This is a genomic window from Mitsuaria sp. PDC51, assembly GCF_900113225.1.
In the GTDB taxonomy this organism is placed as follows: Bacteria; Pseudomonadota; Gammaproteobacteria; order Burkholderiales; family Burkholderiaceae_C; genus Roseateles.
In genome coordinates this window covers 2556292-2569217 of sequence record NZ_FOZE01000001.1, presented here as the reverse complement: position 1 = coordinate 2569217, position 12926 = coordinate 2556292, and the positions used below count along the sequence as shown (strand labels likewise).

11 protein-coding genes are annotated in these 12926 nt (G+C 72.3%); 2 read left to right on the top strand and 9 right to left on the bottom strand.

Annotation, left to right across the window (positions count from 1 at the left end; all coding sequences use genetic code 11):
• The first annotated feature begins 84 nt into the window (after nt 1-84).
• Entirely contained in the window at nt 85-1038 is a 954-nt protein-coding gene (locus BM393_RS10785; protein WP_091724760.1) for a DUF4886 domain-containing protein, read from the top strand.
• Here the strand turns inward: BM393_RS10785 and BM393_RS10780 are convergent.
• The gene (locus tag BM393_RS10780; RefSeq protein WP_091724759.1) at nt 1011-1703 is read right to left on the bottom strand and encodes a heavy metal response regulator transcription factor; all 693 of its coding nucleotides are present in this window, start codon (nt 1701-1703) and stop codon (nt 1011-1013) included. The genes BM393_RS10785 and BM393_RS10780 overlap by 28 nt on opposite strands.
• A gap of 95 nt (nt 1704-1798) precedes the next feature.
• Between BM393_RS10780 and BM393_RS10775 the strand changes: the two genes are divergently transcribed.
• Nucleotides 1799-4084, top strand: coding sequence for an ATP-binding protein (locus tag BM393_RS10775; RefSeq protein ID WP_091724758.1), 2286 nt, complete (start codon nt 1799-1801; stop codon nt 4082-4084).
• Here the strand turns inward: BM393_RS10775 and paoC are convergent.
• The 8 genes from paoC to ligA form a co-directional block, all read right to left on the bottom strand.
• A complete protein-coding gene (paoC, locus tag BM393_RS10770; RefSeq protein ID WP_091724757.1) occupies nt 4059-6281 on the bottom strand; it encodes an aldehyde oxidoreductase molybdenum-binding subunit PaoC in 2223 nt (740 codons plus the stop codon). The two genes, BM393_RS10775 and paoC, sit on opposite strands and share 26 nt — an antisense overlap.
• Entirely contained in the window at nt 6278-7246 is a 969-nt protein-coding gene (locus BM393_RS10765; protein ID WP_091724756.1) for a xanthine dehydrogenase family protein subunit M, read from the bottom strand. Before BM393_RS10765 ends, paoC begins: the two co-directional genes overlap by 4 nt.
• Nucleotides 7243-7983 carry an aldehyde dehydrogenase iron-sulfur subunit PaoA gene (gene paoA / locus BM393_RS10760; protein ID WP_091724755.1) on the bottom strand — a complete coding sequence of 247 codons (741 nt, stop codon included), beginning with the start codon at nt 7981-7983 and terminating at the stop codon, nt 7243-7245. The genes BM393_RS10765 and paoA overlap by 4 nt, the downstream gene beginning before the upstream one ends.
• Nucleotides 7984-8080: 97 nt before the next feature.
• The gene (locus BM393_RS10755) at nt 8081-8263 is read right to left on the bottom strand and encodes a DUF3606 domain-containing protein (protein WP_091724754.1); all 183 of its coding nucleotides are present in this window, start codon (nt 8261-8263) and stop codon (nt 8081-8083) included.
• Between the two features lie 87 nt (nt 8264-8350).
• A complete protein-coding gene (locus BM393_RS10750; protein ID WP_091724753.1) occupies nt 8351-10477 on the bottom strand; it encodes a diguanylate cyclase domain-containing protein in 2127 nt (708 codons plus the stop codon).
• A 65-nt stretch (nt 10478-10542) separates the two neighbouring features.
• Nucleotides 10543-11502, bottom strand: coding sequence for a Gfo/Idh/MocA family oxidoreductase (locus BM393_RS10745; protein ID WP_091724752.1), 960 nt, complete (start codon nt 11500-11502; stop codon nt 10543-10545).
• A 53-nt stretch (nt 11503-11555) separates the two neighbouring features.
• Nucleotides 11556-12452 carry a class III extradiol dioxygenase subunit beta gene (locus BM393_RS10740; protein WP_091724751.1) on the bottom strand — a complete coding sequence of 299 codons (897 nt, stop codon included), beginning with the start codon at nt 12450-12452 and terminating at the stop codon, nt 11556-11558.
• The gene (gene ligA / locus BM393_RS10735) at nt 12449-12910 is read right to left on the bottom strand and encodes a protocatechuate 4,5-dioxygenase subunit alpha (RefSeq protein WP_091725334.1); all 462 of its coding nucleotides are present in this window, start codon (nt 12908-12910) and stop codon (nt 12449-12451) included. The genes BM393_RS10740 and ligA overlap by 4 nt, the downstream gene beginning before the upstream one ends.
• Between the last annotated feature and the right edge of the window lie 16 nt (nt 12911-12926).

Genomic DNA, 12926 nt, shown 5'->3' with positions numbered 1-12926 from the left:
GGACGGTGTCCCGCTTCCTATAAGGGCGAGGCGCCCGCCTGGACGCGGGCGCGCTTCAACGACTCCACACCGAGGACGACATCCATGAATCGATTCTTCTGCCCGCTCGCGGGCGTCGTGCTGGCGCTGTCCGCCGGCGCGGCGCGGGCCGAGAGCATCCTGTTCGTCGGCAACAGCTTCACCTACGCGCAGGGCTCGGCCGTGATGCAGTTCAACCCCGGCTCGGTCACCGACCTGAACGGCACCGGCATCGGCGGCATCCCCGCGCTGTTCAAGGCCTTCACCGTGCAGGCGGGGCTGAACTACGACGTGAGCCTGGAGACCGTCGGCGGCAGCGGCCTGGACCTGCACTACAACACCAAGATGGCGTTGATCGACAAGCCCTGGGACCGCGTGGTGCTGCAGAGCTACAGCACGCTGGACGCGTCCGATCCCGGCAATCCGGCCAAGCTGATCCAGTACTCGGGCCTGCTGGCCGATGCGCTGCATGCCCGCAACGCGGACGTGAAGATCAACCTGATGGCGACCTGGTCGCGCGCCGACCAGACCTATCCGCCCAGCGGCGCCTGGTACGGCGAATCCATCTACCAGATGGCCCGGGACGTCTACGCCGGTTATCAGCAGGCGGACCTGGCGTCGGAGCACATCGACGGCGTGATCCCGGTGGGCCTGGCCTGGAACCGGGCGATGGCGCAGGGCTTCGCGGACGCGAATCCCTATGACGGCATCGACCCGGGCACGGTCAAGCTCTGGGCCGACGACAACTACCACGCGAGCCGCTTCGGCAGCTACCTGGAGGCGCTGACGATCTTCGGCCGCATCACGGGGCTGGACCCGCGCAGCCTGGGCGCGACGGAGACGGCCGCGGCGCAACTCGGCATCTCGCAGGCGCAGGCCACGGCGATGCAGCAGCTGGCCTTCGAGCAGCTGGCGGCGCCGGTGCCCGAGCCGTCGAGCTGGGCGATGCTGGCCGGCGGCCTGGGGCTGCTGGCGTGGTGGCGCCGGCGGCCTCAGGGCTCGCGCGTCTCCAGCACGTAGCCCATCCCGCGCACCGTGTGCAGCAGCGGCGCCTCGAAGGGCCGGTCCAGCTTGGTCCTCAGGCGCCGCACGGCGACCTCGACGACGTTGGTGCCGCTGTCGAAGTTCATGTCCCAGACCTGCTCGGCCAACTCCGTCCGTGACAAGACCTGGCCCTGGCGCCGCAGCAGCAGCGTGAGCAGGCTGAACTCCTTGGCCGTCAGGTCCAGCCGCTGGCCGGCGCGGTGGGCCTTGCGGCGCAGCAGGTCGAGCTCCAGGTCGGCCAGCTTCAGCACGGTGGCCTCGGCCACCGGCGTCGCGCTGGCGCGCCGCAGCAGCGCCTGGATGCGGGCCACCAGTTCCGAGAAGGCGAAGGGCTTGACCAGGTAGTCGTCGGCGCCGGCCTGCAGGCCGCGCACGCGGTCCTCGACCTCGGCCCGCGCCGTCAGCATCAGCACCGGCAGCGTGCGGGTGTGGTCCTGCTGGCGCAGCGCGGCCAGCACGGCCAGGCCGTCGATGCCCGGCAGCACGCCGTCGAGCAGCACCAGGTCGTAGGCGCCTTCGCTGGCCTGGTGCAGGCCGTCGACGCCGTCGCGCACCAGGTCGACGACGAAGCCCTCCTGGGTGAGGCCGCCGCGCAGGTATTCGCCGAGCTTGTCCTCGTCCTCGATGACGAGCAGTTTCATCGCCGCCCTCCCTGGCAGGTCATGGTCGCGTGGCCCCGGATCGGGGGTGTGAGGACACCGTCAAGGGCCCGGGCCCGCGCCTAGAATCGCGCACCATGCCCGACCGGACCCCGACCTCCACCGCGCCGCGCGCCGGGTCCGTCAGCGGCAAGTTGCGCGCCATGGTCTGGCTGATCGTGCTGCCGACGCTGCTGCTGTCGGTGATCGCCGGCATGGCGGTCTTCCACACCGAACGGCGCGCGGCCGTCGCCGCCGCGACCGAGACCGCCGAGGCGCTGAGCCTGGTCACCGACCGGGAGATGGCGGTGCGCACCGCCTTGCTGCAGGCCCTGAGCGTGTCCCCGAGCCTGGCCGAGGGCCGGCTGGCGCAGTTCCATGGCGAGGCCACGCGGCTCGTGGCCGGCACGCCCAGCACCATCGTGCTGACGGCGCCGGACGGCCGGCAACTGCTCAACACCCGGGTCGCCTGGGGGCAGCCGCTGCCGGCGGCTGCGGCTTTCCCGGACGGCATCGACACGCGCCGCCGGCTGATCGTCTCCAACCTCTATCTCGGTCCGGTTGACCGTCGCCCCAGCTTCGCGGTGCGGGTGCCGGTGACCGTGGCCGGCCAGGCGATGTTCCTCGGCCTGGGCAGTCCGGTCAGCGAGATGCAGCAGATCTTCCGCCAGCAGCCGCTGCCCGCCGGTTGGCTGGGCGTGGTGCTGGACGGGCAGGGCGCCGTCATCGCCCGCACGCGCGAGCCGGAACGCCGCGTCGGGCAGCGCGCCACCGGCGACATGCTGGACGCCCTGGCCCGCGCCGACCGCGGCGTGGTGGACCTGCGCACGCTCGACGGCGAGCCGGTCTTCACCGCCTTCAGCCGCGCGCCGGACTCCGGCTGGGTGGTGCTGATCGGTCTGAGCCAGGCGGAGCTGGCCAAGAGCGCCTGGGCCGCGTTCGCGATGATGCTGGCGCTGTCGCTGGTCTTCATCGTGCTGGCGCTGGTGCTGGCACGGCGCATGAGCCGCGCGATCGCCGAGCCGCTGCGCCGCCTGCGCAAGGACGCGATCCGGCTGGGCGGAGGCGGCACGCTCGAGGAGGTGCGCAGCGGCATCGACGAGATCGACATCGTCCAGCGCGCCCTGGCCGTGGCCAGCCGCGAGCGCGCCGGCAGCGAGCAGCGCCTGCGCGAGGAGGTCGACACCGCCGTCGCCCAGACCCGCAACGCGCAGCAGACGGCGCTGCGCAGCCAGAAGCTGGAGGCGCTGGGCCGCTTGACCGGCGGCATCGCGCACGACTTCAACAACCTGCTGCAGACGATGACCACCGGGCTGCAGCTGGCGCGCCGGCTGAGCAGCGATCCGCGCGCCGACAGCGCGCTCGACGCCTGCCAGCGCGCCACCTCCAAGGCCGCGCAGCTGACGCGGCAGCTGCTGGCCTTCGGCCGCCAGCAGGTGGGCCATGAAACCGTCATCGACCTGCGCCGCCAGCTGCCCGAGCTGATGGCGCTGGCCAGCGGCGCGGTGGGCAGCGCGGTCGAGGTCACGCTGGCCATCGACGAGACGCTCTGGCCGGTGCGCACCGATCCGGTCCAGCTCGAGCTGGCGGTGCTCAACCTGGCGCTGAACGCGCGCGATGCGATGCAGGGGCGTGGCACGCTGACGGTGTCGGCCCGCAACCGCGTGCTGGCCGAGGGCGACCCGGTTGGCCTGGCGCCGGAGCTGCAGCCGGGCGAGTACGTCGCGATCGCGGTGCGCGACACCGGCGACGGCATGACGCAGGAACAGATGGAGCGCGCCTTCGAGCCCTTCTTCACCACCAAGCCGGTGGGGCAGGGCACTGGCCTGGGGCTGGCACAGGTGTATGCGCTGGCGCGGTCGGCGGGCGGCACGGCCGGCATCGTCAGCAAGATCGGCCTGGGCACCGAGGTGACGCTGTGGCTACCGCGCTCGCACGGGCGGATGGAGGACGCGGCGTCGCCGGTCCCCGCCGGCCCGGCCACGGAGCGTCGCCATGCGGGCACGGTGCTGCTGGTCGAGGACGAACCCTCGGTGCGCGAGCTCACCGCGCAGGCGCTGGAGGAGCGCGGTTTCACCGTCAAGACGGCGCCCTCGGCCGACCATGCGCTGGACCAGCTGCGGGCCGGCCTGAGCGCCGACGTGGTGCTGACCGACATCGTCATGCCCGGCGCGCGCAGCGGCGTGGACCTGGTGCGGACCTTGAAGGTGCTCAAGCCGACACTGCCGGTGGTGCTGGCCAGCGGCCATCCGGTGCGCATCGAGGAGGCGCCGAACGTGCCGCTGGTGCCCAAGCCCTACGACATCGACAGCCTCGCCGCGGTGCTGGCCGAGGCGATGAATCCGACGCGCGAGGGCCTCACGCCGGCTTCGGCAGGTCCTTGAGCAGCTTGTCGAGCGTGATCGGATAGTCGCGGATCCGGACGCCGGTGGCGTTGTGGATGGCGTTGGCCACCGCCGCCGCGACGCCGCAGATCCCCAGCTCGCCGACGCCCTTGGCCTTGAGCGGCGAGGAGACCGGGTCGGTCTCGTCCAGGAAGATCACTTCCTGGTGCGGGATGTCCGCATGCGCGGGCACCTCGTAGCCGGCCAGGTCGTGGTTGACGAAGAAGCCGCGGCGCTCGTCGACATGCAGCGCCTCCATCAGCGCCGCGCCCACGCCCATGGTCATCGCGCCGATCACCTGGCTGCGCGCCGTCTTCGGATTGAGGATGCGCCCGGCGGCGCAGACCGCCAGCATGCGGCGCACGCGCACCTCGCCGGTGTAGGCGTCGACGGCGACCTCGCAGAAGTGGCCGCCGAAGGTGGACTGCTGGTACTTCTTGTCGAGGTCGCCGAACTCGATGCGGTCCTCGGCGGCGATGCCCTCGGCGCCGGCGATCTCGCCCAGCGGCAGGCTGCGGCCGCCGCCGCGCAGCTGGCCGTCGGCGAAGACGGCGTCCTTGAGGTCGATGCCGGCGCGCCGGGCGACCGCCTCGCGCAGCGCGACGCAGGCGGCGTAGACGCCCGAGGCCGAACTGTTGCCGCCCCATTGCCCGCCCGAGCCGGACGACACCGGCAGCGCCGAGTCGCCCAGGCGCACGACGACCTGGTCCAGCCCCACGCCCATCATCTCGGCCGCGGTCTGCGCCAGGATGGTGTAGCTGCCGGTGCCGATGTCGGTCATGTCGGTCTCGACGGTGACGATGCCGCGGCGGTCCAGCCGCACCCGCGCGGCCGACTTCATCACCAGGTTGTTGCGGAAGGCCGCCGCCACGCCCATCCCGACCAGCCAGCGGCCGCCGGGACCTTCGCGCCGCTGGCCCGGCGGCATGCGCCGGTTCCAGCCGAAGCGCTCGGCCCCGGTGCGCAGGCATTCGCCCAGCCGGCGCTGCGAGAACGGCCGGTCGGGCTGCTCCGGATCGACCTGCGTGTCGTTGAGCAGCCGGAACTGGATCGGGTCCATGCGCAGTTGCTCGGCCATCTCGTCGATCGCGATCTCCAGCGCCATCAGGCCGGGCGCCTCGCCCGGCGCGCGCATCGCGTTGCCCTCGGGCAGGTCCAGCACCGCCAGCTTCATCGCGGTCATGCGGTGCCGGCCCGCGTAGAGCAGCCGCGTCTGCGCCACCGCCGTCTCGGGCGAGCCGCCGGGCAGGTCGCCCGACCAGCTCTCATGGCCGATCGCGGTGATGCGGCCGTCCTGGCCCGCGCCGATGCGGATGCGCTGCAGCGTCGCCGGGCGGTGCGTGGTGTTGTTCATCATCAGCGGCCGCTGCAGCGCCACCTTGACCGGACGGCCGGCCGCCTTCGCGCCGAGCGCGGCCATCAGCACGTCGGCGCGCAGGAAGAGCTTGCCGCCGAAACCGCCGCCGACGAAGGGCGAGATCAGCCGCACCTTGTCGCGCGGCAGGCCCAGGGTGCGCGCCAGGTCGCCGCGGCCCCAGTCGATCATCTGGTTGGAGGTCCAGACGGTGAGGCGATCGCCTTCCCAGACCGCCAGCGTCGCATGCGGCTCCATCATCGCGTGCGACTGGTCGGGGGTCGTGTAGGTGTGATCGATGCGCACCGGCGCGCGGGCGAAGGCGCCGTCGAAGTCGCCGACCCGCGTTTCGGGCGGCGTGCCGCCGGGGCCGTCGTCCTGCTTGGGGGGCTTGGCCTGGTCCTTGGCCTTGGCCAGGCTGAAGGCGCCCGGCTCGGGCGTGTACTCGACGCGGATCAGCGCGGCCGCCGCGCGCGCCTGCTCGAAGCGCTCGGCGACCACGACGGCGATGGCCTGGTGGTAGTGCGCGATCTCCGGTCCGCCCAGCAGCGCGGCGGTGTTCATCCGCCCCTTGCCGAGCTTGCCGGCGTTCTGCGCGGTCACGACGGCGAGCACGCCGGGCGCGGCTTCCGCGGCCTGGACGTCGATCCACGCGATGCGGCCCTTGGCGATGCCTGCGCCGACGACGACGCCGTAGGCCGCGTCCCGGGCGACGTCATGGCGCTCGTAGGCGTAGGGCGCGGTGCCGGTGGTCTTGCGCGGCCCGTCGATGCGGTCGCTGGGCCGGCCGACGATCCGCAGCTGGTCGATCGGATTGGTGGTGGCGGGGGTGTCGAACTTCATGCGGTCCTCCCGGTGAGCCGGGCCTGAGCCAGGACGGCGGCGAGCGTGCGCTCGACCAGCGGCAGCTTGAAGGCGTTCTCCGCGGTCGGCGTCGCGCCGGCCAGCAGCGCCTGCGCGGCGGCGGGCACGCCCTGGCGCAGCGCCGTCTCGGCGCGTTCGACGCGCCAGGGCTTGGGCGCGATGCCGCCGACGGCGAAGCGCGCGGCGCCGCCGTCGCGCGGGATCACCGCGGCCACCGAGACCAGCGCGAAGGCATAGGACGCGCGGTCCCGCACCTTGTGATAGAGCTGCGTGCCGCCGAGCGGCCGCGGCAGGGTGACCGCGGTGATCAGCTCGTTGGCCTCGAGCGTCGTCTCGATGTGCGGTGTGTTGCCCGGCAGGCGGTGGAAGTCGGCGATCGGGATGCGCCGCGCCTGGCCGTCGGGCCGCAGGGTCTCGACGGTCGCGTCCAGCACCCGCATGGCCACCGCCATGTCGCTCGGATGCGAGGCGATGCAGGCGTCGCTGACGCCGATCACCGCCAGCGGCCGGCTCATGCCGGCGATTGCCGGGCAGCCGCTGCCGGGCTGGCGCTTGTTGCAGGGCTGGTCCGTGTCGTAGAAGTAGGGGCAGCGGGTGCGCTGCAGCAGGTTGCCGGCGGTGGTGGCGCGGTTGCGCAACTGGCCGGAAGCGCCGGCCAGCAGCGCGCGCGACAGCACGCCGTAGTCGCGCCGCACGCGGGCGTCCGCCGCCAGGTCGGTGTTGCGCACCAGCGCGCCGATGCGCAGGCCGCCCTCGGGCGTTGGCTCGATCCGGTCCAGGCCCAGGCCGTTCACGTCGACCAGGTGGACGGGCGCCTCGATCTGCAGCTTCATCAGGTCGAGCAGGTTGGTCCCGCCGGCGATGAAGCGCGCGCCGGGCCGCGCCGCCGCCGCGGCGACCGCGGCGGTGGGCGAGGCGGCGCGCTCGTAGGTGAAGGGCTTCATGCGGGCCTCCGCTCGCCGGTGCCCGGCACGGCGACGCCGGCCACCTCGGCCATCGCGTCGATGATGTTGGAGTACGCGCCGCAGCGGCACAGGTTGCCGCTCATGCGCTCGCGCAGTTCGTCGATGGACAGCAGCGGCCGGGCCTGGAGGTCGGGCGTGACGTGGCTGGGCAGGCCGGCCTTGATCTCGTCGAGCACCGCGACCGCCGAGCAGATCTGGCCCGGCGTGCAGTAGCCGCATTGGTAGCCGTCATGCCGCACGAAGGCCGCCTGCATCGGATGCAGCCGCTCCGGCGTGCCCAGGCCCTCGATGGTGACGACCTTCGCGCCCTGGTGCATGACCGCCAGCGTCAGGCAGGCGTTGACGCGCCGGCCGTCGAGGTGGATGGTGCAGGCGCCGCACTGGCCGTGGTCGCAGCCCTTCTTGGTGCCGGTGAGCTGCAGGTGCTCGCGCAGCAGGTCCAGCAGCGAGGTGCGGTTGTCGACGTCCAGCGTGTGGGACTGGCCGTTGACGTCGAGCGTCACGCGGGTGGTGGCCACGAGGTTCTCCTGAGGGCGCGCGCCGGGGCGCGACGGGGTCTGCGCGGTCGCCTCGAGGGGCGCGCCGGCGGCGACCGCGGCCGAGGCGCCCGCGCCGGCGATCAGCAGGCCGCGGCGCGAGATCGCCCCGGGGTCAGCGTCGCACGGGGCGGCGTCCGGGGGAGACAGGGAAGACGCGAGGTCCGGGTCGACATCCATGCTGGGCACTCCTGGCGGGTCGGATCGGGAAACTGCCCAGGCAGCAATCCTTGTTCCCGGCGGTGGGCGGAGCACCCTCGGCCGCTCGGCGCGCCGCTCAACGGTGCGCCTGGAGCCACTCCTCGACGGCCTTGGCGCTGGTGCCGACCGCGTCCACCGCGTGCCGCAGCAGCTCCGGCGAGACGCCGAAGCGCTCGCCCCAGTAACGCAGTTCGTAGTCGTCCTGCACGTTGACCCGATGGCGGTCGCTGGTGTGCGGGCTGGAGGTTTCCTCGGTCATGACGATCGCTCCCTGTCGGTCACGGTATCGCTGTTGCTGCCGCTGTCGCTATCGCTGCCACCGGCCCGCGACCGCGTGGCCGTCGCGCTAGGACCGCCGCGGCGGCACCCGGCTGCTGTCCTCGCCGTCCAGCGTGGCGCCCGGATCTTCCTCCCCGGCGACCGATTCGTCGAACGAATGGTCCGGCACCGCTGGCGGCCCGGGGTCTCTCGGCCGCTGGCCCGCGGGCGCGGCACTGTCGGTCCCGGGTTCGGGCGCGGGGCTGGAGGGCGTGTCGATCGCGTCCACCGGCGTGGGCGCGTCGGGGCCGACGGAGGTCGCCGGCGAGTTCGGTGCGTTCATGGCGTTCCCTGGCATGCTGCTGGCCGACACCACGCGCCGCTTGCCGGCGCGCTTGGCCATCGTCATCGCCGTCTCGGCGAGCCGCATCAGCGCTTCCGCCTGACGGCCATGCAGCGGGGCAAACGCGATGCCGATGCTGGCCGTGACCGCCGCGTGATCGCCGTCGGGCAGGCGGATCGGCTCGGCGATGGACGCCAGCATGCGGCGCAGCGCCGGCTCGGCCTCGTGCTCGGCACGCAGCGCGGTCAGCAGCAGGGCGAATTCGTCGCCGCCCATGCGCGCCACCAGGTCATGGTTGCGCACGCCGGCCTGCAGGCGCTGCGCCACCACCCGCAGCACCACGTCGCCGGCCTCGTGGCCGAACTGGTCGTTCAGCTCCTTGAAGCCGTCCAGGTCGACCCAGCACACGGCCACCAGCCCGACCCGCTCGCCCAGCAGCGTGAGCGCGCCGGCCAGCCGCTCGGTGAAGCGCACCCGGTTGGGCAGGCCGGTCAGCGCGTCGTGCACCGCCAGGTGCCTGGCGGTGGCCTCGCTTTCCTTGAGCGCCGAGACGTCGATCATCATCCACAGCGACTCGTTGCCCGACACCGACGCGCCGCTCAGGTCGATCCACACCGGCGTGCCGTCCTTGCGCCGCATCCGCAGCTGCTGGCGGTAGCGCCGGCCGGACTCGATGGCCGGGTAGGCCGCCTCGCCGACCTCGCGGAAGCTGGCCTCGTCCAGGTAGAGCTGGCGGGTCGGCTGGCCGAGCAGCTCGCCGGGCGCATAACCGAACAGCGACGACAGCGCGCGGTTCTGCCACACGACGCTGCGGCCGCGCAGGCGCATCATGCCGACCATGTCGTTGTCCAGCATCAGCGCCTGTTCCAGCGCCAGCTGCTGCAGGCCGGTGGCGGCACGGTGGTCGCGGCGCTGCTGCAGGAACACCAGCACCGAGCAGCCCAGCACCGTCAGGATGACCACGGCCGCGAGCGCGCCTTGCTGCAGCACCTCGCCGCGCCAGGCGGCGAGGAAGTCGGCGGTGCTGGCGCCGGTGAAGATGGTCAGCGGATAACCGCGCACCTGGCGGTAGCAGGTGATGCGCTCGATGTTGTCGAGCCTGGTCTTGGTCATGTACCAACCCTGCTGCGGGTTGGCCGCCATCTTGCGCATCAGGTCCTCGGACACGATCACGTCGCCGACGCCGCGGATCGAATGCGGCTCCGCGGCCGAGTAGCGCGCGATCAGCCGCTGGCTGCGGGTGCGCAGCGAGATCGCGCCCTCGGCGCCGATGGTCAGGCCCTTGAAGCCCTCGATGAAGTGCTCGGTCGAGAGCGTGGTGTAGACGACGCCGGCGAAGCTGCCGTCCCCGGCCTCGAGCCGGCGGGCGACGACGATGCCCCACTTGCGCAGCACGCGGCCGAACAGCGGCTCGGAGATCACCACGCCGTCGCTGTCGCGGGCGCGCTGGAAGTAGTCGCGATCACCGACGCTGACGCTGCTTTCCTCGGCCGCCAGGCCGTAGATCACCTGGCCATGCGCGTCGGTCATGCGGATCGCGTCGACCTGCGGCAGCAGGCTGCGCTGGTCGGCCAGCGCGCGTTCCATCGCGCGCTTGAGCGCCTCGGGACCGCCGCCGGTGCGGCGGTACTGCAGCGCCAGCGTCTGCAGCGCGTTGTCCACCTGCTTGAGCTCGGCGCCGATCTCGATGCTGAGGCTGGCGGCCAGGTTCTCGGTGGTTTCGCGGGCTCGGGTCAGGTCGGACTCGCGGCCGGCCTGCAGCGCCAGCCAGGTCGCGGCGACGATGGCCGCGGCGATGACGAGGTTGCCCACCGCCAGCCACAGGGCCAGACGGGTCAGCGAGCGGGGAACGTAGGGGGGCAGGCGGTCCATCGGCGGCACGGGGACGAGGCGGCCATCCTAACCGCGCCGACCCCCCGCCGGTGGTCAGCCGAGGATCAGCCGGCCGTCAACTCGCGCTCGAGGTCGTGCAGCACCTGGTAGCAGGGCAGCACCTGCGCGACGCTGGCGACCGGCTCGCGGCCCTCGCGGATCGCGGCGACGAACTCGCGGTCCTGCAGCTCGATGCCGTTCATGGACACATCCACCTGGCTGACGTCGATGATCTCGTCCTTGCCGGTGACCAGGTCGTCGTAGCGGGCGATGTAGGTGCCGGTGTCGCCGATGTAGCGGAAGAAGGTGCCCAGTGGCCCTTCGTTGTTGAAGGACAGCGACAGCGTGCAGATCGCGCCATTGGCCGCCTGCAGCTGCAGGCTCATGTCCATGGCGATGCCCAGCGTGGGGTGGATCGGACCCTGCAGCGCATGGGCCTTGACGATCGGGCTGCCGCACTGCCAGGCGAAGAGGTCCACCGTGTGCGCCGCGTGGTGCCACAGCAGGTGGTCGGTCCAGCTGCGGGCCTGGCCCAGCGCATTCATGTTGGTGCGGCGGAAGAAATAGGTCTGGACGTCCATCTGCTGGATCCGCAGCTGGCCGGCCGCGATGCGGCGATGGAGCCACTGGTGGCTGGGATTGAAGCGGCGGGTGTGGCCGCACATGGCGACCAGGCCGGTCTCGCGCTGGCGCCGCACGACGGCCTCGCCCTCGGCCAGCACGTCGCACAGCGGGATCTCGACCTGCACGTGCTTGCCGGCGTCCAGGCAGGCCAGCGCCTGGCGCGCGTGCAGCTGTGTCGGCGTGCAGAGGATGACGGCGTCGACGTCGTCCCGCGCGAGGGCCTCGTCGAGCTCGGTCGTGGCGTGGTCGATGCCGTACTTGGCGGCGGTCTCGCGGGTCTTGTCGAGGTCGCGGCTGATCAGGGACACGACTTCGACGCCGTCGATGAGTCGCAGCGCGTCGAGGTGCTTCTGGCCGAAGGCGCCGGCGCCGGCCAGCGCGATGCGCAGGGGAGTGGACATGGAAGGCTCCAGTGGGGCGGGGCTCCGATGGGAGCCCCGGGGATCGCGAGGGATCAGGGGTTCTCGAGGATCAGGTGGCCGACCGCCGTGTTGGAGGCGGGCACGTGATAGAAGCGGTGGGCCACGCGCGGTGCGCGTGGCGGGGCGTCGAGCCCGGGAAGGTCCGCGAGGTCGCTCATTGCGCCGCGCGCGATCAGCCACATCACCAGCTCGATGCCCTCGGAGCCGGCCTCGCGGACGTACTCCAGGTGCGGCATCTCGGACAGGCCGCGCGGGTCGGCGATCAGGCGGTCCATCCAGGCCTGGTCCCAGGTCTGGTTGATGAGGCCGGCGCGCGGTCCCTGCAGCTGGTGGCTCATGCCGCCGGTGCCCCAGACCTGCACCTTGAGCGGCGCGTCGAAGCTTTCCACCGCGCGGCGGATCGCCTGTCCCAGCTGCAGGCAGCGCCGGCCCGAGGGCACCGGGTACTGCACCACGTTGACCGCCAGCGGGATCACCGGCACCGGCCAGTGCGGCGCGCCGGCGGGCTGCTCGCCGAACATCAGCGACAGCGGCACGGTCAGCCCGTGGTCGACCGTCATGCGGTTGACCAGCGTCAGGTCGAAGTCCTGCTGGATCACGCTCTGCGCGAGGTGGGCGGCCAGCTCGCCATGACCGAGGACCGGCGGCACCGCGCGCGGCCCCCAGCCTTCGTCGGCGGGCTCGTAACGCTCGGCGGTGCCCAGCGCGAAGGTGGGGATCATGTCCAGGCTGAACGCGTTGGCATGGTCGTTGTAGACCAGCACGATCGCGTCCGGCCGGTGCGCGTCCATCCAGCGGCGCGAGGCCTCGTAGCCCGCGAACAGTGGCTGCCAGTAGGGATCCTGCGTGCGGCCCTGGTCCATGGCCACGCCGATGGCCGGCACATGGGAGGTGTAGACGGAGGCGGTGATGCGCGCATGCGTGCTCATCGGGTATTTCCCTTCGTCGCGCCCCGGGTGTCGCCCGCCGTCGCCTGCTTCGCATCCGCGGAGGCCGCGTCGTCCACCCGCTTGCGCCGCGGCGTGCCATCGGGCTGGCGCCCGCCGGCCAGCATCATGTCGCGGTAGTCGGTCTCGGTCATGCCGGTCATGCCGGCGGCCATCTGCTGGTAGCTGCGGCCGTCGGTGGCGCCGATCTTGGCCAGGAAATAGATGTTGCCGCCCAGCCGGATGCACTGGTTGAGGTCGCGCGCCAGCACGGCCTCCTTCTGCGCCGGCGTCATCGGCCATTCGTCGAGGTAGGCGCGCTCGTCGGCCTTGAAGCGCGCGCGGTTCTCGGCCTTCATCAGCGACATGCAGAACTGGTTGAGCCAGTAGCCCTTGCGGGCCTGGTCGGCATCGAAGATGGTGGTGCCGGGGATGTCCCGGTAGGGTTTGTCGATCGACATCGAGGTCTCCTGGAAA